General features: G+C 36.4%; 25 protein-coding genes and 1 tRNA gene. 11 read left to right on the top strand and 15 right to left on the bottom strand.

Going from position 1 to position 26,038, the window contains the following annotated elements; translation table 11 throughout:
- Positions 1-8: 8 nt before the first annotated feature.
- On the top strand, positions 9-1,697 hold the full coding sequence (gene recJ / locus V7M80_RS00460; protein ID WP_333693240.1) for a single-stranded-DNA-specific exonuclease RecJ: 1,689 nt from the start codon (positions 9-11) through the stop codon (positions 1,695-1,697).
- Here the strand turns inward: recJ and V7M80_RS00455 are convergent.
- The 4 genes from V7M80_RS00455 to V7M80_RS00440 are packed head-to-tail and all read right to left on the bottom strand — an operon-like array spanning position 1,694 to position 3,873.
- Positions 1,694-2,449 carry a UDP-2,3-diacylglucosamine diphosphatase gene (locus V7M80_RS00455; RefSeq protein ID WP_333693238.1) on the bottom strand — a complete coding sequence of 252 codons (756 nt, stop codon included), beginning with the start codon at positions 2,447-2,449 and terminating at the stop codon, positions 1,694-1,696. The two genes, recJ and V7M80_RS00455, sit on opposite strands and share 4 nt — an antisense overlap.
- 6 nt (positions 2,450-2,455) lie before the next feature.
- On the bottom strand, positions 2,456-2,911 hold the full coding sequence (locus V7M80_RS00450; protein WP_333693236.1) for a 6-pyruvoyl trahydropterin synthase family protein: 456 nt from the start codon (positions 2,909-2,911) through the stop codon (positions 2,456-2,458).
- A 30-nt stretch (positions 2,912-2,941) separates the two neighbouring features.
- Positions 2,942-3,118, bottom strand: coding sequence for a hypothetical protein (locus V7M80_RS00445; protein ID WP_333693235.1), 177 nt, complete (start codon positions 3,116-3,118; stop codon positions 2,942-2,944).
- Positions 3,115-3,873, bottom strand: a complete 759-nt coding sequence (locus V7M80_RS00440; RefSeq protein WP_333693233.1) for an enoyl-CoA hydratase/isomerase family protein — start codon at positions 3,871-3,873, stop codon at positions 3,115-3,117. Before V7M80_RS00440 ends, V7M80_RS00445 begins: the two co-directional genes overlap by 4 nt.
- A gap of 147 nt (positions 3,874-4,020) precedes the next feature.
- Here V7M80_RS00440 and V7M80_RS00435 point away from each other — a divergent pair.
- A tRNA-Ala gene (locus V7M80_RS00435) sits at positions 4,021-4,094 on the top strand.
- 186 nt (positions 4,095-4,280) lie between these two features.
- Here V7M80_RS00435 and V7M80_RS00430 read toward each other — a convergent pair.
- The 5 genes from V7M80_RS00430 to V7M80_RS00410 form a co-directional block, all read right to left on the bottom strand.
- Positions 4,281-4,826 carry a hypothetical protein gene (locus tag V7M80_RS00430; RefSeq protein ID WP_333693231.1) on the bottom strand — a complete coding sequence of 182 codons (546 nt, stop codon included), beginning with the start codon at positions 4,824-4,826 and terminating at the stop codon, positions 4,281-4,283.
- 67 nt (positions 4,827-4,893) lie between these two features.
- On the bottom strand, positions 4,894-8,301 hold the full coding sequence (locus tag V7M80_RS00425) for a hypothetical protein (protein ID WP_333693229.1): 3,408 nt from the start codon (positions 8,299-8,301) through the stop codon (positions 4,894-4,896).
- Between the two features lie 229 nt (positions 8,302-8,530).
- A complete protein-coding gene (locus V7M80_RS00420) occupies positions 8,531-9,106 on the bottom strand; it encodes a fasciclin domain-containing protein (RefSeq protein WP_333693227.1) in 576 nt (191 codons plus the stop codon).
- A gap of 178 nt (positions 9,107-9,284) precedes the next feature.
- Positions 9,285-10,538 carry an aspartate kinase gene (locus V7M80_RS00415; RefSeq protein WP_333693225.1) on the bottom strand — a complete coding sequence of 418 codons (1,254 nt, stop codon included), beginning with the start codon at positions 10,536-10,538 and terminating at the stop codon, positions 9,285-9,287.
- A 59-nt stretch (positions 10,539-10,597) separates the two neighbouring features.
- On the bottom strand, positions 10,598-11,071 hold the full coding sequence (locus V7M80_RS00410; RefSeq protein WP_333693224.1) for a GNAT family N-acetyltransferase: 474 nt from the start codon (positions 11,069-11,071) through the stop codon (positions 10,598-10,600).
- A gap of 149 nt (positions 11,072-11,220) precedes the next feature.
- Here V7M80_RS00410 and fbp point away from each other — a divergent pair, with 149 nt between their 5' ends.
- Positions 11,221-12,228, top strand: a complete 1,008-nt coding sequence (gene fbp, locus V7M80_RS00405; RefSeq protein ID WP_333693222.1) for a class 1 fructose-bisphosphatase — start codon at positions 11,221-11,223, stop codon at positions 12,226-12,228.
- Between the two features lie 91 nt (positions 12,229-12,319).
- Here the strand turns inward: fbp and V7M80_RS00400 are convergent, their stop codons facing one another.
- Positions 12,320-12,751: a tellurite resistance TerB family protein gene (locus V7M80_RS00400; protein WP_333693221.1), complete on the bottom strand. Its 432-nt coding sequence runs from the start codon at positions 12,749-12,751 to the stop codon at positions 12,320-12,322.
- 175 nt (positions 12,752-12,926) lie between these two features.
- Here V7M80_RS00400 and V7M80_RS00395 point away from each other — a divergent pair, with 175 nt between their 5' ends.
- The 3 genes from V7M80_RS00395 to V7M80_RS00385 are packed head-to-tail and all read left to right on the top strand — an operon-like array spanning position 12,927 to position 15,564.
- Positions 12,927-13,517 carry a HupE/UreJ family protein gene (locus tag V7M80_RS00395; protein ID WP_333693219.1) on the top strand — a complete coding sequence of 197 codons (591 nt, stop codon included), beginning with the start codon at positions 12,927-12,929 and terminating at the stop codon, positions 13,515-13,517.
- A gap of 20 nt (positions 13,518-13,537) precedes the next feature.
- Positions 13,538-13,969: a deoxycytidylate deaminase gene (locus V7M80_RS00390; RefSeq protein WP_333693218.1), complete on the top strand. Its 432-nt coding sequence runs from the start codon at positions 13,538-13,540 to the stop codon at positions 13,967-13,969.
- A 23-nt stretch (positions 13,970-13,992) separates the two neighbouring features.
- A complete protein-coding gene (locus tag V7M80_RS00385) occupies positions 13,993-15,564 on the top strand; it encodes a S41 family peptidase (RefSeq protein ID WP_333693217.1) in 1,572 nt (523 codons plus the stop codon).
- A 79-nt stretch (positions 15,565-15,643) separates the two neighbouring features.
- Here V7M80_RS00385 and V7M80_RS00380 read toward each other — a convergent pair whose 3' ends face one another.
- From V7M80_RS00380 to V7M80_RS00370, 3 genes are read right to left on the bottom strand one after another with little or no spacing between them, the layout of a single operon-like run.
- Positions 15,644-16,252, bottom strand: a complete 609-nt coding sequence (locus tag V7M80_RS00380; protein ID WP_333693216.1) for an FAD-dependent oxidoreductase — start codon at positions 16,250-16,252, stop codon at positions 15,644-15,646.
- Positions 16,253-16,256: 4 nt separating this feature from the next.
- Positions 16,257-16,457, bottom strand: a complete 201-nt coding sequence (locus tag V7M80_RS00375; protein WP_333693215.1) for a hypothetical protein — start codon at positions 16,455-16,457, stop codon at positions 16,257-16,259.
- Positions 16,458-16,495: 38 nt separating this feature from the next.
- Positions 16,496-17,074 carry a MarC family protein gene (locus V7M80_RS00370; RefSeq protein WP_442902332.1) on the bottom strand — a complete coding sequence of 193 codons (579 nt, stop codon included), beginning with the start codon at positions 17,072-17,074 and terminating at the stop codon, positions 16,496-16,498.
- Positions 17,075-17,196: 122 nt separating this feature from the next.
- On the opposite strand from V7M80_RS00370, the gene V7M80_RS00365 reads away from it, so the two are divergent.
- The 5 genes from V7M80_RS00365 to V7M80_RS00345 all read left to right on the top strand — a co-directional run bounded on the left by V7M80_RS00365 (position 17,197) and on the right by V7M80_RS00345 (position 23,266).
- The gene (locus tag V7M80_RS00365; protein WP_333693211.1) at positions 17,197-17,769 is read left to right on the top strand and encodes a DUF3109 family protein; all 573 of its coding nucleotides are present in this window, start codon (positions 17,197-17,199) and stop codon (positions 17,767-17,769) included.
- A gap of 258 nt (positions 17,770-18,027) precedes the next feature.
- Positions 18,028-19,005: a ribonucleotide-diphosphate reductase subunit beta gene (locus V7M80_RS00360; protein ID WP_333693209.1), complete on the top strand. Its 978-nt coding sequence runs from the start codon at positions 18,028-18,030 to the stop codon at positions 19,003-19,005.
- A gap of 114 nt (positions 19,006-19,119) precedes the next feature.
- Positions 19,120-21,552: a ribonucleoside-diphosphate reductase subunit alpha gene (locus V7M80_RS00355; protein ID WP_333693207.1), complete on the top strand. Its 2,433-nt coding sequence runs from the start codon at positions 19,120-19,122 to the stop codon at positions 21,550-21,552.
- A 101-nt stretch (positions 21,553-21,653) separates the two neighbouring features.
- Complete coding sequence (locus V7M80_RS00350) at positions 21,654-21,875, top strand: hypothetical protein (RefSeq protein ID WP_333693206.1); 222 nt, start codon at positions 21,654-21,656, stop codon at positions 21,873-21,875.
- A 47-nt stretch (positions 21,876-21,922) separates the two neighbouring features.
- Positions 21,923-23,266: a deoxyguanosinetriphosphate triphosphohydrolase gene (locus V7M80_RS00345; protein ID WP_333693608.1), complete on the top strand. Its 1,344-nt coding sequence runs from the start codon at positions 21,923-21,925 to the stop codon at positions 23,264-23,266.
- Here the strand turns inward: V7M80_RS00345 and V7M80_RS00340 are convergent.
- Complete coding sequence (locus V7M80_RS00340; protein WP_333693205.1) at positions 23,263-24,216, bottom strand: DUF3078 domain-containing protein; 954 nt, start codon at positions 24,214-24,216, stop codon at positions 23,263-23,265. The two genes, V7M80_RS00345 and V7M80_RS00340, sit on opposite strands and share 4 nt — an antisense overlap.
- A gap of 34 nt (positions 24,217-24,250) precedes the next feature.
- On the bottom strand, positions 24,251-26,023 hold the full coding sequence (locus V7M80_RS00335; protein ID WP_333693204.1) for a 1-deoxy-D-xylulose-5-phosphate synthase: 1,773 nt from the start codon (positions 26,021-26,023) through the stop codon (positions 24,251-24,253).
- Positions 26,024-26,038 lie beyond the last annotated feature (15 nt).

Below are 26,038 nucleotides of genomic sequence, written 5' to 3'. Positions count from 1 at the left end.
AATATCGTATGAGATGGAATCTCAAACCCAAACCTCAAGAAAATCAGGTGATTCAATTGGCAACTCAATTGAACGTAAGTCCCTTGGTTGCTTCTCTCCTCATTCAACGGAATATCACCACATATGAAGAAGCCAAACTTTTTTTCAGACCTCAATTAGAGCAATTACACAATCCGTATTTGATGCAGGATATGGATAAAGCCGTGGCTCGAATTGAAAAAGCGATAGCCAATCACGAAAATATTTTAGTTTTTGGCGATTATGATGTAGATGGAACTACGGCAGTTTCTTTGGTTTCTTCCTATTTAAGAAGTTTTTATCCAAATGTCGCCACTTACATTCCGGATCGGTATGACGAAGGTTACGGGATTTCATATAAAGGAATTGACTTTGCCGATGACAATGATTTTCCATTGATTATTGCCTTAGATTGCGGTATAAAATCTATAGATCATGTGGCCTATGCCAAAGAAAAAAATATTGATTTTATCATTTGTGATCACCATCGGCCGGGCGAAAATTTACCCGAAGCTATTGCAGTTTTAGACCCCAAAAGAAGTGATTGCACCTATCCTTACGATGAACTTTGCGGTTGCGGAGTGGGGTTTAAATTAGTTCAGGCATTGGCTCAAAACAGAGGTGAAACGATTGCCGATTTGGTTCCGTATTTAGATTTGGTTGCCACAGCTATTGCCGCAGATATTGTCCCGATTACGGGAGAAAATCGCATTTTAGCCAAATTTGGTTTAGAAGTTATCAACTCTAACCCAAGACCGGGAATCAAAGCGTTGATTCAAAATATAAAGAAAAAAAGTCTTACCATTACCGATGTCGTTTTTATCATTGCTCCCCGAATTAATGCCGCTGGAAGAATCAAACACGGCAATCATGCGGTAGAATTGTTGACAGAATTCAATTTAGAACAAGCCGAACAATTTGCTTCTGAAATTGAAGGATATAATGCAGATAGAAAAGATTTAGACAAACAAATCACCATTGAAGCTTTAGCTCAAATTGAAGAAAACAACGAAAAAGATAATTTCACAACGGTTGTTTACAATGAAAATTGGCACAAAGGTGTAATTGGAATTGTGGCCTCTCGATTAACAGAAACGTATTATAGACCAACTTTAGTTTTTACAAAAAGTGGCGATAAATTAGCCGCTTCAGCTCGTTCTGTAAAAGATTTTGATGTGTATAATGCGTTGGAAAAATGCTCCGAACATTTAGAGCAGTTTGGCGGACATATGTATGCAGCCGGAATGACATTGAAAGAGGAGAATTATTTGCAATTCAAAGAAGCGTTTGAAAAAGTAGTACAAGAAACCATTCATCCCGATTTGCTAATTCCCGAAATATCGATTGATGCCGAAATAGAATTAACAGAAATTAATCCGAAATTAATTCGTATTTTAAACCAATTTGAACCTTTTGGTCCAGAAAATATGACGCCGGTTTTTATGGCAAAAAATCTAACAGATACCGGTTACGGAAAAACCTTAGGTCAAAACAATGAACATTTGAAATTATTTGTCAAACAAAATAACTCAGAAGGTTTGGGTGTAATAGGTTTTGGTTTAGGAAAAAAATTGGAGCTAACCCAAAATTACCAACCGTTTGAAATGGCCTTTTGTATTGATGAAAATGAGTTCAATGGAACGGTTACGACACAATTAAGAGCGAAAGCTATTCGTTAGTTTTTAAATTCTTTCAACTCCATTTTTTCTCCATCAAATACGCCATACGTAAAATAACCAATCCAATCGCCTAAGTTGATATAGGTAGAGTTTTCACCTACTTCCAATTGTAGGGGCAAATGCCGATGTCCGAAAACAAAATAATTATAGTGTTTGAAAGTGAGTTTTCGTTTGGCATATTGTACGAGCCATTCGTTTTCTTCGCCTAGAAATTTAACATCTTCGGCACCGGAAATCAATTTGTTTTTTACAGAAAGATATTGAGCCAGTTTCACCCCAATGTCGGGATGCAACCACCGAAACAACCATTTTGAAAACGGATTGGTAAACACTTTTTTCATGCGTTTGTAGCCTTTGTCACCGGGACCTTTCCCATCGCCATGACCAATTAAAAATGTTTTTCCGTTAAACGTATATTCTTGATTGTCGTGAAAAACCGGAATGTTTAACTCTTTTTCAAAATAATCATGCATCCATAAATCGTGATTGCCTACAAAAAAATAAATGGGAATTCCGCTGTCGCGAAGTTCGGCTAGTTTTCCCAAAACACGAACAAAACCTTTAGGTACAACCGTTTTGTATTCAAACCAAAAATCAAACAAATCGCCCAATAAAAAAAGTGCTGTAGCATCGTGCTTAATTTCATCCAGCCAAGCCACAAATTTTTGTTCTCTGGGAAAACTTGCCTCTTGAGTGGGAGCACCAAAATGCTGGTCTGAAGCGAAATATATTTTTACGGCACCTTTATTCATTTTAAACTATTTTGGATTGTCTGAAGCAAACCACTCGGCATACGAAGTTTCGGTTTCCTGTAGTTTCAATGAATGCAAAACAATATTTTGAGGCAATCGTTTTTGAATTTTCTCAGCAAAATCTGTAACCATATTTTCGCTTGTAGGTTGATAAGGAACCAAGATTACGTGATGACCTCTTTGTTGAAGTTCGTGAGCTAATTCTATGTGCGGTGTATTTTGATTAAAAACCGTGGCATGATCAAAAACATCAACAATCTCTTCACGAACAATTTTTTTCAAATCCCCAAAATCTATCACCATTCCAAATTTCACATGATTTGAATCGCTTATAGGTTCGCCTATAACCGTAACCGAAAGCTTATAGCTGTGTCCGTGAACATTTTTACATTTCCCATCATAACCGTACAAGGCATGTCCGGTTTCAAAGTTGAATTGTTTTGTGATTCTGATTTTTGTCATTTGAATTTATTTGCTGCAAAGGTAGCTAAACTAGTTATTTTTTTCCTTCTTTTTCGCTGTATAATACATCCAATAGGCTAGGCCTACCAAAACTACAAAAGGCAATAAAGAACCAATCCAGATTCCAATTTGGTAATCGCCATCCGGTGCATTTTTTAGTTTTTCGTCTATAACGTCCGATTGAATGAGTAAAAAGAGATTTTTCATTTTTTAAAACTGGCTAATGCATTTTTAGTAAAATCAGAAAGTACAAGTTTACCGGATATTGAAGCTCTTTCATACAAAACTGAATCCCAATCTTCAGTACCTTCCCAAAGAATTTTTTTAAAATTTTCTAAAGCCTCAGGGTTACTTTGAGCCAAAGTTTGAGTATAGTTAGCCAAAGCTAAATCCATTGATTCTGCCGAATCAAATACAGCATTATACAAACCTTTTTCTAATGCCCATGATGCCGTTTTCCAGGTTTGCGGATGCAAAGCCAAATCTGACATAGCCGTTTTTCCAATTTTTCGTGAGACAGCGGGTTCAATCACAAATGGGCCAATTCCAATAGCAATTTCCGAAAGTTTAACAGCTGCATCAGATGTAGCATAAACCACATCGCAAGCAGAAAGCAATCCAACTCCACCACCTACAACTTTGCCTTGAGCTCTACCAATAATAATTTTTTTGCATTTTCTCATGGCATTTAGCACATTGGCAAAGCCCGAAAAAAAGTGTGTTCCTTTTAATAAATCGGAAACAGCTAGCAGTTCATCAAAAGAAGCTCCGGCACAAAACGGGCCTATTCCTTCACTTTGCAATACAATCACTCGAACCAGATTGTTTTCGCTTAATTGATGTAACGTTTCCGATAATTCCAGCAAAAGTGAACTGGGAAATGAATTACCGGAAGGATGCCCAAAAGTTATATGAGCAATATAATGAGCAATAGTTGTGTTTAAGGTGCCCGGGTTTGACATAAGAATCAAATTTTTGTAAAAATAGCGATTTCTGTTTATTTGAATTCTTTTGAAATGGCTTTTTTAAGTCAATTGAATCGGTATTTTTATTTTGTTTGGGCATATTTGGATTTTCAAAAGGAATTATATTATATTTGCTGCCGTATTGGGGATGTAGCTCAGTTGGCTAGAGCGTTTGGCTGGCAGCCAAAAGGTCGTGGGTTCGAGCCCCATCTTCTCCACTTAAAACCCCGAAAACGCTATGTTTTCGAGGTTTTGTTTTTTTTGGTGTAGATTAAGGTATATTCATTATTTTAAATAGGAATGTCTTATAAGTTTTCACATCAAATAGCCTAAGAAACTTCACAAAAAAACCTCGTAGACTTACTGTTTACGAGGTTTTGTTTTTTTATGATTTTAAATAACAACTAAGCATCCGGAAGCGGATCTCCTACTTTAATATCACAACGATGATGAGGTTGGCCATGAGCCGGATTTATTTTAGGCTTGGGAGTATTTACTTGAGTTGTGGAATTAGAAGGAGTAGTGGTGGTGGTTATTTTTGCACCGCCGGTTTGAGTTGTATTTACTTGACCATTTGTTATAGTCTGAGTTACCTGTGACGGTGCAGCTGGAGCAACGGTTTCGGTGGGTTTTACTTCTTTAAAAAAAGATTTTGGAGCCGAGGTTTGTGCCGTTGGCAACGCTTGAGGCGTGGCCGAACTTCCGTCTAGAGGAGCTCCAACGGCTATTTCACATCGGTGGTAAGGTTGTCCATGGGGTGGATTCAATTTTGGAGGTTGCCCGGCAGTATTTGTTTCTGTTGCCGGTGCCGGAGTTGCCGGAGTTGCCGATTCAACTTTGGCTTTTTCTGCCTCAGGGGTTTCTTGAGTAGAAACCGTTTCTTCTTTTTTACATGAAGATTGTGTCAGAAATAGGGCTAAAGCTATGGCTAAGTAAAATTTCGATTTCATAATTTGAATGATTTGAAATTCAAATATAAGGAAATATCACCTTAAATTTTACATTTTAACAAACCTCTTAAAAGAAGGCACGCAATTGAACGCTTCCGGTGTGTATTGCATTGCTCGTTTCACTTTTTCGCCCTTGATAGCTTAAGTTTAAATCTAAAAATTGAGTTAGGCTTTTCTGAATTAAAAGTCTCCAAGTTTGATTTTTTCCGGGTTGTAATCCTTCCAACATTTGAAATCCCACAGCAGAAAGGGGGTCGCCGGTAAAGGTATTAGCAATGTAATTGAACTCTCCGTTAAGTGTAAACTGTTTTACTCCCGAAAAGTTAAAGGATGTACCCAAAAGATTTTGTTGTAAAGTTTCTTCAAACCCTATTTTGTTTTCTTTATTTTGATATTGGTAAAAAATATCCCAGCTCGCATTTTTTGAAAACAGATAACTAATTTTTGGAAGTGCCAACCAGCCTTGAGTTTTAAAATTTCTTGCCTCAAATGAATCGGCATAAAAAGCAGAAGATATCGATTTAATTCCGCATTGAAAAAGCCAACTTTTTTGATACAAATGAGAATATTGAATAAAATGTTGTTGCGAACTACTTTCTTGTAATCCTACCGATAACAAATTGGTAACCTCAGATTTCGAATAAGTGTAAGTGCTGCTGTGTTTTTGTTTGCCACGATTGAAAAAAAGACTGCTTTGCCATGTTGTGGACAATCCCAATATAGCATCTTCTGATGAACTAAACGGATTTAAGTTGAATGTGTCATTTGAACGAATTGTTTTTCGGTCTGTAGTAAACGAAGTGAGCTGGTAAAAATGCGAGAGAAATTTTTTCAATCCGGTTTCATTTTGCCAAATTCCGGGATTGATACTTAGGGATTGCGAAAATTTCACTTGATGGGTTTTTATAAAAATTTGATTCGGAAGAAAAACCCGAATGTATTTGGCTTGATCCGGAAAAGGAGCAATTTCAAATTCTTGAAGTTCCTGAATGCCGTTGTTATTATAATCGTTCCACATGTAAAGTCCTCTGCCGGGTTCTACTTCCAAATACGTAAACTCTTGTTGCGGAAGTGTACCTGCAGCGGTCTCATACAATGTTGTAGTATTTACAAGTTGTTTAAAAAACCTGCCGTTGTATAAGATTCTGGAATTGAGAGAGGTTTCCGTAGGAATTGCTCGGTCTTCAAATTTTAAATTCCGATAGGATATAAAGGCCGTCAAATCGGAAGTAGAGTTTTGAAGCAATCGAGATTTAAGAAAATAAGTGTTTGAACGATTTACCCGGGTTAATATACCGTTTTGCAAACTGTCATTAATTCGGTGTAAATACCCTATTTCCATGTAAACTTTTGTAGTATCTCCTCTTCCCGAAAAAATGCCATACTCTGTAAAACGTTGACTTAATGGGCTAAATGTTTCTAAAACCGTATTTTTTTCCTGATAATCTTCCATCCGAACAGAGGTACCGGACCAATTTTTCCCCCAATCGTATCGCAAGGCGGAATCGTTTCTTCCAAAACGGGTTTCAATACTACCGGATTGGTTTTGCATGATACTACTACTTTGGGTAACGTTCCAATTTTTGTTGCGAAAATGACCATTAAAAACATGACGAATTCCACTGTAATTTTCAGAAAAATCAAGTGTCTCTACTTGATAAACAGCACTGCTTTTTTGAGGAAGTTGCCATCGTAGTCCGGCAATCAAATACCTTTGATTTCCTTGAGGTTGATTTAAATTCCAATCTCTACCAAATTCGATAGTAAATAATCGTTCTATGGTTCTAAAGTTTTGGTCTATAAAATTAAGGTTTGCAAAGGCATCCAGGGTCCAATTTCGAGTCCATAATCGTTGTTGGGCTTCCCATTGTAAGGCAACACCTTGATTGTCGGCATCATCCAAAGAAGAAAACAAATTCAGGTCATTTCTACTTAAACCAACCTCAAATGCTACATTGGTTTTTTCTGAAGGGTTGTATTTTCCCATAAGGGTAGCCATTTGAATTTGCGTAGGAGCGATAAGTCGGATTACAGGTTCATAATTTCCTTGTGGAACACCATCTACTGGGGCTACATATTCATAAATTTTTCCAATCGCTTGATTGTTTGCTAAAATATAATTTCCTTGGTTATTGCCCACCAAAGTAAATCGTACATTGAATAATTCATCATCCGGATTGTTTGAAAATTCAAAATAAGTTGTTCCGGCAACGGTTACTTTTCGATATAAAATTTTATTTTCAGAAAAACTATCTGCATAAGCGGAAGAAGCATTCATCAGAGCTAAATTATCTCCCGCATTTTGCAATACCATTACTTGTTCTGCTGTTAAATTTTGTTGAAGAGGTTGATTTTTTACATCGTTTTCATTGTAAAAAAATCCACCAATTTGCCATTTTTCTCTTTCATGTACAACTCCTCCATAAGCCACAAAACGATTATAGCTTCTATCCGAATACTGGTATTCTATTACAATTCGCATTTCGGAAGTAATCGGAAACAAAGAGGTAAAAGTCACTTCTCCTGCATTGTAATCAATAGTATATTGGTTGTTTTCTCCGCGTTGTACCAAAATTCCGTTAACAAATACCCGTTCCGAACCGGATATAACCAAAACATACAATTCTCCGTTGTTTCCTCTCAGTTTGTAAGGGCCTTGATTGCCTTCCTGTCCCGTAAAATTACTACGAGCATATTGTCCTCTAACCAAGGCTCCGGCCCCAAATACGGTGGTTTTGTTTCCGTTTTCTCCAAACACAAATTGAGATGAGACACCCTGTACTTTCTTGGAAAAATTAAGTAACTTCGATTTTCGATTTTCTAAAAATAAATCACCGGCACGTAATGACCAATCCTGTGAATAGAGCTCAATAAATATTTGATCAAATTCGTCTAATCGTTGGGAATACCCGCCATCCTGCAACGGAATATTACTGTCCTGTATAGAAGCTCTTAAACTAACTTTATCAGAAAGTTTTCCCGTAATTTGTAAGTCCAAGTTTGAGTTGACAACCGCATTTTGATTGTTGCCAATTGTTACCCCTCGCGTTATACTTCCCGAAGTTGTCAGTCCGTCAAAGGGTTTATATGTGGTTTTAGAATCATTGGACAAACTGTATAAAAGTCCGTTCCCTTTTGCATTAGGCACAATCTTGGAAGAATCGTAAACACTGTAAGTTTGGGTTAGGAATTTGGGATATAGCAAATATGAAATTTCAACAGAGTCTTGTGGGCGTAAACCGGGTTTGAAAATAAGTAAGCCTTTAACAAAGTTTGTTTGGTATCTACTCGTATCGATTGATGTTCCCGAGAGGTTTTGGAGTTTAAAATAGGATTTGCTGATTCCGCTAGGGCTGAGAACTAAAGTGTCTTGGGTAATGAGAACTCGCTTTTTTTGATATAAAGATTCATTTTCCTGAGCATACAACCCGGAAATGAAAAGAAAAAAAATTCCCCAAATGCACTTTTTAAGCATAGTTATACAAACTCCAAAAACTCAAAAGTAGTATTTTTGAAGGTTAAAACATGGGGAAATACTATAAATTTAGGGTCTTTAGAAATCACGAAGCAAGTTTTGTTTTAATCTAAATTTTTAATCTACACTTTTTAAATTTAACTTCTTTAAGATATGGTATTTTTGAAATCTAAAAAAAAAGAGTTGTTTCATCACAAAACAACTCTTTTCATGAAAAAAAGTAACACTTTTATTTAGGCATAACAACTGAATCAATGGCGTGTATTACTCCGTTTGAAGCGGGTACGTCCGGTAGAACAACCGTTGATTTTCCTCCTTTAGCATCAGTAAGAACTACCTTTCCATCTTCAAGACTTAATGTGATTTTTTCACCTTGCACAGTTGCTACTTCAAATTTACCTTTATTGGTGTTGATAGCTTCAATTACTTGAGCAGCTTCAAATTTTCCTGCAACTACATGATAAGTCAACACTGACGTTAATTTTTCTTTGTTTTCGGGTTTCAATAAAGTTTCAACAGTTCCGGCAGGAAGTTTTTCAAAGGCAGCATTAGTAGGTGCAAAAACAGTAAAAGGACCTTCTCCGCTTAAGGTTTCTACCAATTCGGCTGCTCCTACAGCAGCAACTAGCGTGCTAAAGTCGGCATTGCTTGAGGCAACTCCTACAAGGTTTGGGGTTTCAACTACCGGCACTGCTTCTTCTGTAGTTACAACTTCTTCTACAACTTCTTCTTTTTTGGCTTCACCACACGAGGATAAAATTATTCCAACAAATGATAATGCGGTTAATGTTTTGATTAGTTTCATTTTAATTTTTTTTAGAATTAGAATGTAAAGGTAGAGGATAAAATATCTTGTTTAATATTTTTAACAAAAGATTAAACAAAATTAAAAATGGATGTTTTTTATTGGTTTAACAAGTTAATAAGACACCTCCTATGGTGGTATGACAAAACTAGGAGACCTAAAACCAGAAACCCAAAAATTACTCTTTCGTTACAACCTGCAACGTTTCTCTACTAATTTGTTTTACCAAAACGGTTTTATTTTCCTCTACCATTTGAGCAGCTTTTTCTGTGAAATGGCGAATGGTATAAAGCGATACATTTTCGTTGTAGGATACTTTAAACTTTTTGGACAAGATTGATTTTAATTCCGGGAAGTTTCCAAATTTATCTTCAATACAAACCGAAAAGCTAATGGCCGTATTTTGGATTAAACTTACTTTTATTTTGTATTGGTGGAAAAGTGCAAAAATCTCACTGATATTTTCTTCCATAATAAACGAAAAATCAATAGAGGAGAGCGAAATCAATAATTGATTTTTTTTCACTATAAAACACGACGTTTGCGGTTCTAAATCGGCACCTTTATATACTCTTGTTCCGGGCAAAAGCGGATTCACAAATGATTTTACAAACAACGGAATTTCCTTTTTTTGCAGGGGTTGCAACGTTTTTGGGTGAATTACAGAAGCACCGTAAAACGCCAATTCGATGGCTTCGCGATAGGATATTTGATTCAGCAAAATCGCATTTTCAAAATACCGAGGATCAGCATTCAAAACCCCGGGTACATCTTTCCAAATAGTTACGCTTTCGGCATTCAAACAATAAGCAAAAATAGCGGCCGTGTAATCTGAACCTTCTCGACCCAAAGTAGTTGTAAAGTTATTTTCATCAGAACCCAAAAAACCTTGTGTAATGTTCAAGGCTTTTTTCTTTACATTTTTTGAAATTAATTTTTGTGTTTGTTCCCAATCTACAATCGCATCGCGATACGTAGCATCGGTCTTAATGAATTGTCGCACATCCAACCAGTTGTTTTTCAATCCACAATAATTAAAATAATGACTCACAATGGTGGTTGAAATAATTTCACCGTAACTCACAACTTGGTCATACACAAAGTTGTAATTTGGCGATTTATTGTGACTTAAAAAATAATCCAATTCTTCAAAATGAACATTTACAGTCTTAAAAACCGGATGTTTATCGTCTTCAAAAAGTTCTAATAATATTTGGTTATGATACTTTCGCACTTCTTGAATTGAAGCTTTCAATTCGGGGGATTTTTCAAAATAATGTTTGATTACCAATTCCAACGCATTTGTGGTTTTTCCCATGGCTGAAATTACGAGTAAAACATCCTCGTGACCTACTTTTTGTAAAACAGACAATACGTTTTTTACACCTTCGGCATCTTTTACAGAAGCACCTCCAAATTTGAATATTTTCATACGTTTAATGTGTCAATTTGCCTATTTGGCAATGTGTCAATTTTTATCTTCAAGAACCATTATTCTTCAATCAAAAATCGTTTTATTCCTTCCTCATTCATTTGTACTACTCGCCAATCCTCTAATACTTTAGCCCCGGATTTTTCATAGAAACGAATGGCGGGTTCGTTCCAATCCAAAACGTTCCATTCTATACGTCGCACACCGTCTTTTTGGCCTTGCTTCATGATTTCAGTGTATAATGCCAAGCCCGCTCCGGTACCCCGATGGGCTTCTCTTACAATTAAATCTTCTAAATGAATTGTTTTGCCTTTCCATGTGGAATACCGATAGTAATACAATGCCATACCTATAACTTCGCCATTTGTTTCTGCTACAAAGGTTTGAAAAAGGGGATTTTCACCAAAACCATCACGTTCCAAATCGGCAACCGTAACGACAACCGCATCCGGTTCTTTCTCAAAAACAGCGAGTTCTTGTATCAAACTTAAGACGGCGGGCATATCGGTTATTTTTCCTTTTCTGACATTCATTTTTGAATTAAGTTTCTGCTTTTCACAACTTATCATAACAATAAAACCGGAACAAAAATACAATTCTTTAACCTAACAAAATAATAATCTTATTTGTATCACAAAAATTTCGATATTTGTGCCACAAACACAACTACAACGTTTTCGTAATGGAAGAAAGAAACAAAACCCTTGGTGAATTTATCATCGAGAAACAAGAAGAATTTCAATATTCAACCGGAGAATTATCACGCATAATCAACTCGATTCGATTGGCAGCCAAAGTAGTCAATTACAAAGTAAACAAAGCCGGATTGGTTGACATTGTTGGAGCGGTAGGCGAACAAAACATTCAAGGCGAAGACCAACAAAAGTTGGATGTATATGCCAATGAAGTATTTATTCAAACCCTTATTAACCGTGAAATTGTATGTGGTATAGCCTCTGAAGAAAGTGACGATTTTATTACGGTTGCGGGAAGCGATAATTCACACAACAACAAATATGTGGTGTTGATGGATCCTTTGGACGGCTCGTCTAACATTGATGTAAACGTTTCAGTGGGTACTATTTTTTCCGTTTTCAGACGTAAAACGCCGGTGGGAACTCCGGTAACCTTGGAAGATTTTCTGCAACCCGGTGTAAATCAAGTGGCGGCGGGTTATGTAATTTATGGAACTTCGACGATGTTGGTTTATACAACCGGTCATGGGGTGAATGGATTTACTTTAAACCCAGCTATAGGGACTTTTTATCTTTCACATCCCAATATGACGTATGCCGAAACCGGTAAAATCTATTCTATCAATGAGGGAAATTATGTGCATTTTCCCCAAGGCGTTAAAGATTACATCAAGTATTGTCAGTTAGAAGAAGAAGATCGTCCCTATACTTCTCGTTACATTGGAAGTTTGGTTTCCGATTTTCATCGCAATATGATTAAAGGGGGTATTTATATTTACCCAACGAGTTCAAAAGCACCAAACGGTAAACTCCGATTGTTGTATGAATGCAATCCTATGGCTTTTTTAGCCGAACAATCCGGTGGTAAAGCCTCAGACGGATACCAACGCATTATGGAAATCCAACCCACCGAATTGCATCAACGCGTTCCTTTCTTTTGCGGTAGCCGTAAAATGGTAGAAAAAGCCGAAGAGTTTATGGCGAAGTATAAATAGTTTAATAGTTAAAAAAATATATTTAAACTACATAAAAAATGCCCCAAATAGTGTCTAACTTTTTTGGGGCATGTTCTTTTATTGTTTTTTGTTATTTATTCATGTTTTGCATTTCGAACAAAAAGGTATCCAAATCTACATTCAAGACCAAAAGCGATAAGGCTTTATCTACAATATAAACTACGTTTCCCGGGGTGAATCCCAAAGCTAGTGCAAATTTGATTAAAATTTCTTTTTGTTTTGGACCTAAAACGTGATCTGCATATACCATTCGGGCCAAATCATACAAACGCTCCAAACGGTGAATGTAAAGATAGGGAGGATTGATTGGATATTTCATTGGGTTTTCCATAATCTCTTCATACTCATCTTTGGAGATTTCAAGATTTTTGGCCAGTCGGTCAATGAATTCTCTCTCTTCCGGAGTAATTTCTCCATCGCTCAAAGCAACGCGAACAATAGCCGAAAAGTGACCCTTATTTCTGTTTTTAAATCCGCTATCAAATAAATCTGAAATTGACATAAGTTTGTTTTAAATAGTTGTGCAAATATAATTCTATTTCCAATTTTTTTTAGCATTTTTTTAAAAAATGTCCAATAGATGTATCTGGGTTTAACATCAAATTTAAAACTACAAAAAGGAGTTTATAGAAAATAAATCGTAAGTTTGGATTCCCTAAATTTTAATTTAAGAATCTATGTCTGAATTTTGGTTATACTTCAACTTGGGTTTAAAACACGTGCTCGATATCAACGGTTATGACCACGTGCTTTTTCTCATGGCTTTATCGGTTCCTTATGCATTTAAAGATTGGAAAAGAGTGCTTTTATTGGTATCTCTTTTTACCTTAGGTCACACTTTGGCTTTGATTTTAGCTGTCTATGAAGTACTGATAATTAAAGCAAGTTTGGTAGAGTTTTTAATTCCAATTACTATTTTAATTACTGCGTTGTTTCATTTGTTTACTGCCGGAAAATCGGCTAAAAAAGAAAGCATAACTTTTGTTGCCTTTGTAACTTTGTTTTTCGGAATCATACACGGTTTGGGCTTTTCCAATTACTTTAAGGTGATCTTACCAGGCGATAATTCAGATAAATTGCTCCCTCTTTTGGAATTTGCTTTGGGTATAGAGGCAGCTCAAATTATAGTAGTACTTGGGGTTTTGATACTTTCATACATAGTTCAAACTTTTTTTCGTTTTTCAAAAAGAGATTGGACATTGGTTATGTCTTCCTTTATTGTTGGGGTGGTATTACCGATGATTGTTGAGAGTGATATTTGGAAATAAATTGAAAGGGCTGTTAAAAAATGAATAAAAAGAAATTGAATAAATACGATAAGGCTTACCTTCGTATTGCTAAAGAATGGAGTCGTCTTTCGTATTGCAAAAGGAAACAAGTAGGTGCTATTATTGTAAAAGATCGAATGATAATTTCAGATGGGTACAATGGAACGCCATCAGGTTTTGAAAATTGCTGTGAAGACGAGTCCGGAGTTACCAAATGGTATGTACTACATGCTGAAGCCAATGCCATTTTGAAAGTTGCCGGTTCTACTCAATCGTGTGAAGGAGCCACATTATATATTACGCTTTCTCCTTGTAAAGAATGCAGTAAGCTTATTCATCAATCCGGTATAAAAAGAGTCGTTTATCATGAGGGATACAAAGATGATAGTGGAATTCAGTTTCTAGAGAAAGCAGGTGTTGAGGTAGAATTGATAGCTAACTTGGATGATTAATGCTAAAATATTTTTAGACAGAAGTGAAAATTAAAAAAGTTTACGGTCCCTTACTGCTTTTTTCGGCAATTGCCCTTGGGGTATTAATTGGCGAAAGATGGTACCGTTTTGCTCCTCATCCTACCGCATCTTCCAATGGATACAAAAACAAACTCAATCGATTAATTGATTTTATTGAGCGGGATTATGTAGACCCCATAGATACCGATAGTATTGTAGACCTAACCGTTAACGGTATTTTGGAAAAACTGGATCCTCATTCGGTTTACATTTCAAAAAACGAGTTTGATGAAGTGGCCGAATCTATGCGTGGAGATTTTGTGGGTATAGGTGTAAATTTTTATATGTACAAAGATTCGGTTGCAGTTATAAAGCCTTTACGGGGAGGACCCTCTGAAAAAGCAGGAATTAAAGCAGGCGACCGAATTTTATTTGCCGATCAATACAAATTGTTTGGTAAGAAACTCCCTAATGATTCTTTGTTTTCCCGATTAAAAGGTCAAGTTGGTTCTGAAGTGACACTTACTCTCTTTCGAAAAAGTGAAAACAAACAACTCAAAGTCAAATTAAAAAGAGATGTTATTCCCATTAAAAGTGTAGATATAGCTCTTATGATTAGCCCCGATGTGGGTTTTATAAAAATCAATCGATTTGCAGAATCAACCTATAAAGAATTTAAAGAAGGCTTACTAAAATTAAAAAAACAAGGGGCAAAAACTATAGTTTTAGATGTAAGAGATAATGGAGGGGGCTATTTGGATCAAGCTGTAAAAATAGCTGATGATTTTTTGGTTAATGAAGCTCCCATTGTATCTACAAAAAACAAAAAAGGAAGGGTAGATAAAACCAAAGCAACCCCCAATGGATTATTTGAAAACGGAAAAGTTGTAGTCCTTATTAATGAAAATTCAGCTTCTGCCTCAGAAATTCTAGCCGGAGCTATTCAGGATAACGATAGAGGCTTGGTTGTGGGGCGTCGTTCCTTTGGAAAAGGATTGGTACAACGTGAGATGCCTTTGGGCGACGGTTCTGCCGTGCGATTAACTGTTGCAAGATATTACACCCCTTCCGGAAGATCAATTCAAAAACCGTATAACGATGGGAATGATGCCTATTTTAACGAGTTTGAAAAACGCTATCGCAACGGTGAACTCTATCAAAAAGACAGTATTAAAGTAGCCGACAGTCTAAAATTTAAAACCCTTAAAGGCAGAACGGTTTATGGTGGTGGCGGAATTATTCCTGATGTATTTGTGCCTTTAAACGGAAAACATGGTGACGAAGCCACCGAGATGCTCATGCAATCCGGCATAGTCAGTTATTTTGTGTTTGAACAATTAGATCAAAACCGTAAAGTTTATGAAGGAATGACTTTTGATGCATTTAAATCCAAATTTGAATCTTCAAGTGATTATGTCAAAAGCTTTGAAAAATACCTTAAATCAAACGGAGTATCTTTGAGTTTACAAACCCATTCAGAACTTGTAAAAAACTATCTGATGGCTGAATTTGCTCGTCAGTTGTTTGATGAAGAACGCTACTACGAACTGATTTTGAAATCAGATTTGATGATACTGGAAGTGTTGAATAGGTAAATTTTTAATTTCGGTATTGCTTTACCTTATTACCCTTTGGATATGTATCAGGTTTTAAGTTTGGTTTTACAACCAACTGCTACTTCTTTATACTATCATGCACTTGAACGTGCACCCCGCCATTCCACAACGTTAAAATATCTGTCGCAACAGCAGCTCCGCTTCCGGAAGCAATCGATAATTGACTTCGCCATCCGGCCAATGTGCCACAAACGTAAACACCGTCTTTTACTAAATGGTCGTGGTTTTTCAATTGAATACGGTTTTTCTCCGGGTTGGCTTTTTGGTGTGGAATTACATATTCTTCCAAACCTTCAATGGTAAACGGATTTCCGGCTCCAATGCCAATAACTACCAATTTGGTTTGGTAAATATTTTTGTTTGTAGTTACCAGAAAATTTTGGTTTTCTCCTTCAATTTTCAAAACTTTTTCGTTTGGAATTTGTAGAATATGCGGATAAGTAGCAGAAAGATGTGTTAAACTTTCGGAAAGTAATTCACGGCCTAATTTCCCGGCTTCAATTCCATATGCATTATTGAATAAAGCATCTTGTAATGAAGAAGCTTTTTGATGAGCAATCAAGGCAATATTTTTATCAGATGCAAAAGGTTTGGAATGAGCAGACCCCAATAAAAGGGCACACGAAACTCCAGAAACACCACCTCCAATAATTAAAACATCCAACATGAATTTAGCGGTCGTTTAGTTTATCTTCTATTGATTTTGACATTTTGAAAATCAACAATATCAATATGGCACAAAAGGCAGCAACAATACCAATCAAGGCAATCAAACTGTTGTCATCTGTCAAATTCTCAAAGTCCAATTGAAATACATTAAAAACAATTAAACCAAAGGCTAAAGCAATAACTATGTAAGTAAAAATTTTCATTCTTTCCGGTAATTAAAACAAAGATACATTTTCTGTATTTATTCAAAAAGACCTTTAACATTAGCTGCAAATAATTTTACAGCAATAGCCAAAAGTACAACCCCAAATACTTTTCGGATAACGCTTAATCCGTTTTGGGTTAAAAAACGTTCAATTCTTGATGAAGATTTGAGAACACCATACACTAAGATTATGTTTAATACGATGGCAATGATAATATTTACCGTTTGAAATTCGGCCCTTATAGAAAGTATAGTCGTCATCGTTCCGGCACCGGCAATCAAAGGAAAGGCAATGGGAACAATAGAAGCTGAACCATGATTTTCATCTCGATACAAACGGATACCCAAAATCATTTCCAAGGCTAAAAAAAACAATACAAACGAACCCGCCACAGCAAACGAATTAATATCAATACCAATTAAACTCAAAATAGTTTCTCCCACAAATAAAAACGCAATCATGATGCAAGCTGCTACCAACGAAGCTTTTTCAGATTGGATATGTCCTACTTTTTGTCTCAAATCTATAATAATAGGAATACTACCTACTATATCTATCACGGCAAAGAGGACCATTGTAGCCGTAAATATTTCTCGCAAATCAATTTCCATTATTCTGTATTTTGGGACAAAATTAAAGTTTTTAAAGTGGCTTTTCCCTAAAATACCGTTAATAATTTGAGTCAATTTTCCTCAAACCTTTGTACCTTTGTACCAATCATTCGTATATCCAAAAAATGTTTCAATTAGGAAAAACTATCGTGTCTGAGGAAATTCTGGAAAAAGAATTTGTATGCAATTTAACAGCTTGTCATGGGGCTTGTTGCGTAGATGGCGATGCCGGAGCTCCTTTGAACAAGGATGAAGCCAAAATTTTGGAAGAAATTTTTCCTAAAGTAAAACCGTTTTTACGAAAAGAAGGTATTGAAGCGATTGAAAAACAAGGAACTTGGATTACTGGAGCCGATGGGGAATTGGAAACCCCTTTAATCAACGGAAAAGATTGTGCCTACGTGATTTTTGATGGAAAGACGGCTTTGTGTGGCATCGAGCAAGCCTACAATCAAGGTGTTGTGGCTTGGAAAAAACCGGTTTCGTGTCACTTGTATCCCATTCGAGTTAAGGACTTTTCCGATTTTGCAGCCGTAAATTATCACCGTTGGGACATTTGTAGTCCGGCCTGTTCTTTAGGTAAAGAATTGGAAGTTCCGGTTTATAAATTCGTCAAAGAAGCTCTCGTTAGAAAATTTGGTGAACAATGGTATCAAGAACTCGAAAAAGTGGGGGAAGAGTACCATAAAGAAAAGTAATTTTTTGGCTTACTTTCCTGCCTAATTATTTCTTAAAAATTTTACTTTTTTCCTTTCTATCGCTAACAAACACGTTTTCAAGTGTCTGATATTCAAGTTTTTGAAGTTTTAATTTCCAGGTAAGAAAAACCTCATCCGTTGTTAAAAACTAAGCCCGATTGTGAATAAGTTTGACTTTCATTTACCATTTTGAATTGCAATCTTTGTAACTCTTAAGAACCCACATTTAATCCACTTACTAAAAAATAAAAGAAAAAGATGGCAGCAGTAGAACCTATTTTGCAAGAAAATAAAGACAGATTTGTTATTTTTCCCATTAAGCATCACGACATTTGGGAATGGTACAAAAAAATGGAAGCCAGTTTCTGGACCGCAGAAGAAATTGATTTACATCAAGATTTAACCGATTGGAATACCAAGTTAAATGACGATGAAAAGTATTTTATCAAGCACATATTAGCTTTTTTTGCAGCTTCAGATGGTATTGTAAATGAAAATTTAGCGGAAAACTTTGTAAACGAAGTGCAATATCCCGAAGCTAAATTTTTCTACGGTTTCCAAATTATGATGGAAAACATCCACAGCGAAACCTATTCGTTATTGATTGATACGTATGTAAAAGACGAAAAAGAAAAAAACATTTTATTTCACGCTATTGAAGTATTTCCGGCTATTCAAAAGAAAGCCAACTGGGCTTTGCGTTGGATTAAATCGGATTCATTTGCAGAACGATTAATTGCTTTTGCTGCAGTTGAAGGAATTTTCTTCTCAGGGGCATTTTGTTCGATTTTTTGGTTGAAAAAAAGAGGTTTAATGCCTGGCTTGACCTTTTCAAACGAATTGATTTCGCGTGACGAAGGGGTGCATTGTGATTTTGCGGTGCATTTACACAACCATCATTTGGTAAATAAAGTTTCAAAAGCTAGAATTACCGAAATTATTACCGATGCTTTAACTATCGAAAGAGAATTTATCACCGAGTCACTTCCGGTAAGTTTGATTGGTATGAACTCTACATTGATGACCCAATATTTGGAGTTTGTTGCCGACCGCCTATTAGTAGAATTAGGATGTGAAAGAGTCTACAATTCTTCCAATCCGTTCGACTTTATGGATATGATTTCGCTACAAGGAAAAACCAATTTCTTTGAAAAAAGAGTAGCAGAATACCAAAAAGCCGGGGTAATGAACAACGATTCAGAAGCTCAAAAAATTAGCTTTGATGCTGATTTTTAATTGATTACCTATCCCTAAACGGGTTCAAAATACCGGGAGTAGTTTCCCAAAAACCAATTTACAAATAACCAAAACAGCAAAAGGGATTTTCTGTTTTACAAAAAACTAAAGCGTATGTATGTAGTAAAAAGAGACGGGCACAAAGAACCGGTAATGTTTGACAAAATCACCGACAGAATTAAAAAACTCTGTTACGGATTGAATGATTTAGTGGATGCCGTAAAGGTAGCCATGCGAGTAATTGAAGGTTTATATGACGGTGTAACCACTTCTGAATTGGATAACTTGGCCGCAGAAACCGCCGCTTCCATGACGGTAACACATCCCGATTATGCCCAGTTGGCCGCACGTATTGCGGTATCGAATCTACATAAAAATACCAAAAAATCATTTTCTGAAACCATGACCGATATGTACTTGTACGTAAATCCACGTACGGGTCAAAAAGCTCCTTTGATTTCAGATGAGGTATACGAAGTAATCAAAAACAATGCAGAAGTATTGGACTCTATGATTATTTACAACCGTGATTTTAATTATGACTATTTTGGTTTTAAAACACTAGAGCGTTCCTATTTATTAAAAATAAACGGAAAAATTGTGGAGCGTCCGCAACACATGTTAATGCGTGTTTCGGTTGGGATTCATTTAAATGATATTGAAGCCGTGAAAGAAACGTATGAATTAATGTCGAAAAAATTCTTCACACACGCTACACCTACTTTATTCAATGCCGGTACACCAAAACCGCAAATGTCATCTTGTTTCTTGTTGACCATGAAAGATGATAGCATTGACGGGATTTACGATACCTTAAAACAAACCGCCAAAATTTCGCAGTCTGCCGGTGGTATCGGTCTTTCAATTCACAATGTACGTGCAACGGGCTCTTACATTCGCGGCACAAACGGAACTTCAAACGGAATTGTTCCAATGTTGCGAGTATTTAACGATACCGCTCGTTACGTAGATCAAGGGGGCGGAAAACGAAAAGGAAGTTTTGCTATTTATTTAGAAACGTGGCATGCCGATATCTTTGAATTCTTGGATTTGAAGAAAAACCACGGTAAAGAAGAAATGCGTGCCAGAGATTTATTCTTTGCGATGTGGACTTCCGATTTGTTCATGAAACGGGTACAGGAAGATTCTACTTGGACCTTAATGTGTCCTAACGAATGTCCGGGATTATGCGATGTATATGGCGATGAATTTGAAGCCCTTTATACTTCGTATGAAGCAGCCGGGAAAGGAAGAAAAACGATCAAAGCACGTGAGTTATGGGAAAAAATTCTGGAATCGCAAATTGAAACCGGAACGCCATACATGCTCTACAAAGATGCCGCAAACCGTAAATCAAATCAGAAAAACTTAGGAACGATTCGTTCTTCAAACTTGTGTACGGAGATTTTAGAATATACATCAGCAGATGAAATTGCCGTGTGTAATTTGGCTTCTATTTCGCTACCCATGTTTGTAGAGAATGGAAAATTTGATCACCAAAAATTATATGATGTAACAAAACGTGTAACACGCAACTTGAACCGCGTAATTGATAGAAACTATTATCCGGTTCCGGAAGCAGAGAATTCCAATATGCGTCACCGACCCATTGGTTTGGGTGTACAAGGTTTGGCCGATGCATTCATTTTGATGCGTTTGCCTTTTACCAGTGATGAAGCTAAACAATTAAACCAAGAAATTTTTGAAACCTTATATTTTGCAGCCGTAACCGCTTCTATGGAAATGGCCAAAGAAGAAGGACCGTATTCAACATTCAAAGGGTCACCCATTTCCCAAGGAGAGTTCCAATACAATTTGTGGGGATTAAAAGACAGCGATCTATCCGGAAGATGGGATTGGGAAAGTTTGAGAAAAGAAGTAGTAGAACACGGGGTGAGAAACTCATTGCTTGTAGCTCCAATGCCCACGGCTTCCACTTCTCAAATTTTGGGGAACAACGAAGCGTTTGAACCGTATACTTCAAATATCTACACCCGAAGAGTGCTTTCTGGAGAGTTCATTGTAGTAAATAAACATTTGTTGGAAGATTTGGTAAAATTAGGTTTATGGAACGAGACGTTGAAACAAGAAATCATGCGTCACAACGGTTCGGTTCAAAATATTGATGCCATTCCACAAGACATAAAAGAATTGTATAAAACGGTTTGGGAAATGAGCATGAAAGACATTATTGATATGTCTCGTCAACGCGGTTATTTTATTGACCAATCACAATCGTTGAACTTGTTTATGGAAGGGGCAACCTATGCTAAATTAACTTCAATGCACTTCTATGCTTGGCAATCCGGATTAAAAACAGGAATGTATTATTTGAGAACCAAAGCAGCAGTAGATGCCATCAAGTTTACCTTAAATAATGATAAAAAAGCCGAGCCGGTACAAATTATTGAACAACCGGCCGCTCAAAAGCTAGAAGCCATTGCAGTAGTAAATGAACCGGTAGAAATGTCGCCCGAAGAATATAGAGCCATGATTGAAAGAGCCCGAAACTCAGGCCCGGAAGATTGTGAGATGTGTGGGTCTTAAGCAAAAAATCAGGAATAAGTAATAAGCAGCTCTTCATTTTATGAGGAGCTGTTCTTTTTTATCGATTCCAATTCGTACATTTGGAAATCAAACTTGGAATCATGTCAAAAGAGAAAAAAGGAATCTATACCGGAGTTATTGAGAAAGATGAAAAAGGAAATTATTTCTGTGGCGAATATCTTCTAGATTACAAATACACTCAAGCCAATTTCAAATTAGGTGATGTAATCAATATAAAGTCAGTAATTGAAAATCCAAGTGATATCAGTTACAATCAGTATCCTAAAAAGTCCAAGCATTTCTTTTTGGCAAACGATAAATAAGAAATTCTAAAAATTAAAAACATCCTTTTTTTAGCTGAAATTTTATGATGCACTGGGAACAACTTTTATCGCTCAAAAGGCAAGGCGACACCGGAAAACGTTTACGCTTGGAACAAGACGACACCCGATTGGGTTTTGAAGTTGATTACGATAGAATAATTTTTTCTGCAGCGTTCCGAAGTTTGCAAGACAAAACGCAAGTTATTCCACTTTCTAAAACCGATTTCGTACATACGCGATTGACTCATAGTTTGGAAGTTTCGGTTGTAGGTCGTTCCATTGGCAGATTGGTAGGAAAAAAAATAATCGAAAAATATCCGTATTTAAAAGATGTGCACGGGTATCACATGAATGATTTTGGAGCCATTGTTGCTGCCGCTTGTTTGGCCCATGATATTGGAAATCCACCCTTTGGACATTCCGGAGAAAAAGCCATTGGCGAATATTTTAAAAACGGAAACGGTTTGCAATTCAAAAACCAACTTTCTGAAAAAGAATGGCAGGATTTAATTGATTTTGAAGGCAATGCCAACGGGTTTTCTGTTTTAACCGGAAACAGACCCGGTAACGAAGGCGGACTCAGAATTTCCTATGCTACTTTAGGTGCTTTTATGAAGTACCCTAAAGAAAGTTTACCAAAAAAACCAACGCCTAACATTGCCGATAAAAAATACGGTTTTTTTCAACAAGACAAAGCCTTTTTTCAAGAAGTCGCAGAGGAGTTGGGTTTGATACCCAATAAATCAGGAGATGATATTGGATACGAACGCCATCCGTTGGCCTATTTAGTAGAAGCGGCAGACGATATCTGTTACACCATTATCGACTTTGAAGACGGCATAAATCTCGGTTTGGTTGATGAAGATTACGCTTTAGAATATTTGTTGAAATTAGTAAAAGACACAATTGACTCAGCCAAGTTTTATTCATTACAAACCAAGGAAGATCGTATAAGTTATTTGAGGGCATTAGCTATAGGAAGTTTGATTAATGAGGCTGTTCGGGTATTTTTAGAAAACGAAGAAGCAATTATGCGAGGTCAATTTCCCTATGCCTTAACAGATAAGAGTAAATACAAAGCCCAAATGAATGACATTATTCAATTGAGTGTCAAAAAAATTTACCAAAGTAGAGAAGTAATCGAAAAAGAAATAAACGGGTACCACGTTCTTGCACATTTACTGGATACATTCATCACAGCTGTAAATAACAAGTTTGAGGATAAAATGACCAATTACGACCATTTGGTACTTAAATTACTTCCCGAAAAATACCAGGTTGAGAAAAAGGGTTTGTATGAACGCTTGTTGCATATTTCGCATTACATTTCACTTTTGACAGACGGTAATGCTATTTTGATGCATAAAATTATTGCTTCTAATACCCATTAAAAAGCATACACAACGCCTACACCCAAAGCTTGTTTAAACTGAATACGGGGTCCAATTGTAATTTGTTCCCCTTCGACTTCTTTCTTAGCTTTGATGTCATCGTCGTAAATCATATGAAATCCAATGTTGGCTCTAACGTATTGGTTTACAACCATGTTTAGTTGCAGTTGCCAGTCAATATCAATATTTCCATAATTGTTTATGTAATCAGAATATAGCGAAACCCGATGCTCTAAAATCATATTTTTGTAAACTTCGGTTTTCCAAAAATTATTAAAAAGCATACCAAATTCGTTTCGACTTTTTCGTCCCCTTCTCAATAGATTCCCTTCTTCGTCAAACAAAGCTTTTGTAACTCCAAACGAACCCAAATCGGCTAGTCTTCGGTCTAATACTAAAGTGGTTTTCAATGTTAAAGGCGAAAAATAAAAGTTTAAATTTAAATCTTTTCTATTGTATTCTGAACCTGCTCCCAAAAAGATATAAGCTGGTGCAAAAGGTTTAGAAATAGCCAATTGCGTATTGGGATAGGCATATCCGTTGGTAAATTGTGTATTAAAGTTAAAACGAGCGGAGTAGAACCAATTGGATCCCGGATGTTTGCGATAACCAAAATTGGACAATACCGAAAATGCATCATCAGTTTTGCGAAGCTCTCTACCCTCTTGCTTGTTAATTCCGTAACGAATACTCATTTCGTTATTCCATAATATGTTTTCTTTCATGTATTTCCTACCAAAATCAGCTTTAAAAAGTCCGGAAATGGAACTGTTTCCCCCCGCATTCCAATTGATAAAAGCAATCTGACTTAAATCGAGGCCAAGCATGTTTTTGTGTGTCCAATACGTTGTATCTTTCACCTTTACAATACTATCAATAGGCGTTAGGTTTTGCGTGAAACAAATTACGGGAAGTAAAATTATTGCGATTAGAACCGAGAATGATTTCATTAAAAGAAGACTTATTTTAAAAATGCAAAAATGCTTATTTTGAATAACCTGACAAAAATCTTAACAAACTTTCACTATTAATTTCACACAAAGTCTGTAATTCGTCAATTTTACCTTGTTCTATAAATTTATCAGGAATACCTAGTACATCAACGTTATTTTTGTAATTATATTTTGATTTGAATTCTGCAATAGCCGAACCAAATCCGCCAATAATTGACCCGTCTTCTATTGTTACTATGCTTTCATATTCTTCAAAAATAGAATGTAAAAGTTCTTCATTCAACGGTTTGACAAACGGAAAATCAAAATGCGAAAACAAGGCTGCATTTTCCATTTCGGCTAGAGCTAAAGTTACATTTCGTCCAATATAACCATTCGTTAAAATAGCCACTTTTGATCCTTTTTTCAATAAAGTAGCCTTTCCGATTTCAATTTTTTGAAACGGTTGTTGCCAATCGACTATTTCACCTCTTCCTCTGGGATATCTAATGGCGATGGGATGATTTAATCCCAATTGTGCGGTGTAAAGCATATTTCGCAATTCAATTTCATTCCGTGGTGAAAAAATAATCATATTAGGAATGCATCGCAAATACGCCAAATCAAAAACGCCATGATGGGTGGCTCCATCTTCACCCACTAAACCGGCTCGGTCTAAACAAAAAATAACCGGTAAATTTTGCAAGGCCACATCGTGAATTACTTGATCATAAGCTCGTTGTAAAAAAGTAGAATAAATGTTGCAAAAAACAATCATTCCTTGTGATGCCATTCCTGCAGATAATGTCACAGCATGTTGCTCGGCTATGCCTACATCAAAAGCTCTTTCCGGAAAAGCATCCATCATGAATTTGAGGGAACTTCCCGTTGGCATTGCTGGAGTTATACCAATAATTTTTTCGTTTTGCTCAGCCAATTCAACTAAAGTCAAACCAAAAACATCTTGAAATTTTGGGGGCAAATGGCTTTCTTCTTTGAGATGAATTTCCCCGGTTATTTTATCAAATTTCCCCGGAGCATGATATTTTACTTGATCTTCTTCCGCTTTTTGTAAACCTTTACCTTTGGTAGTGATAACGTGCAAAAACTTCGGACCTTTAACTTTTTTCAACCGTTCAAATTCTGAAATCAACGCAAAAATATCATGACCGTCAATCGGACCTGAATAATCAAAATTCAGCGACTTGATCATATTGTTGACTTTTGGATTTTTACCCTCTTTTACAGCCGTAAGATAATTTTTCAACGCTCCAACACTCGGGTCAATTCCAATTGCATTATCGTTTAAAATCACGAGTAAATTTACATCGGTAACACCGGCATGATTCAATCCTTCAAACGCCATGCCGCTAGCAATCGAAGCATCGCCAATAACCGCAATATGATGTTTGTTTTCTCCTTTTAATTGAGAAGCAATCGCCATGCCCAACGCCGCAGAAATAGAAGTAGAGGAATGCCCAACACCAAAGGTGTCATAGTCACTTTCACTTCGTTTGGGAAAACCTGAAATGCCATTTAATTGGCGATTGGTATGAAAAACTGATTTTCGTCCGGTTAAAATTTTATGGCCGTAAGCTTGATGACCCACATCCCAAACGAGCAAATCTTCCGGCGTATGGAACACATAATGCAAAGCAATGGTTAATTCTACCACACCTAAACTAGCTCCCAAATGTCCTTCTTTAACCGAAACAATATCAATGATAAAGTCGCGTAATTCCTGAGCCAATTGCGGCAATTGATTTACGTTTAGTTTGCGTAAATCAGAAGGAAATTCGATATGTTGCAGTAAATTATCAACCATAGGACAAATGTACGA

The organism is Flavobacterium sp. (assembly GCF_036759525.1).
Taxonomy (GTDB): Bacteria; Bacteroidota; Bacteroidia; order Flavobacteriales; family Flavobacteriaceae; genus Flavobacterium.
The sequence above is the reverse complement of the archived record's forward strand: the minus strand, read 5'-3'. Positions and strand labels throughout refer to the sequence as shown.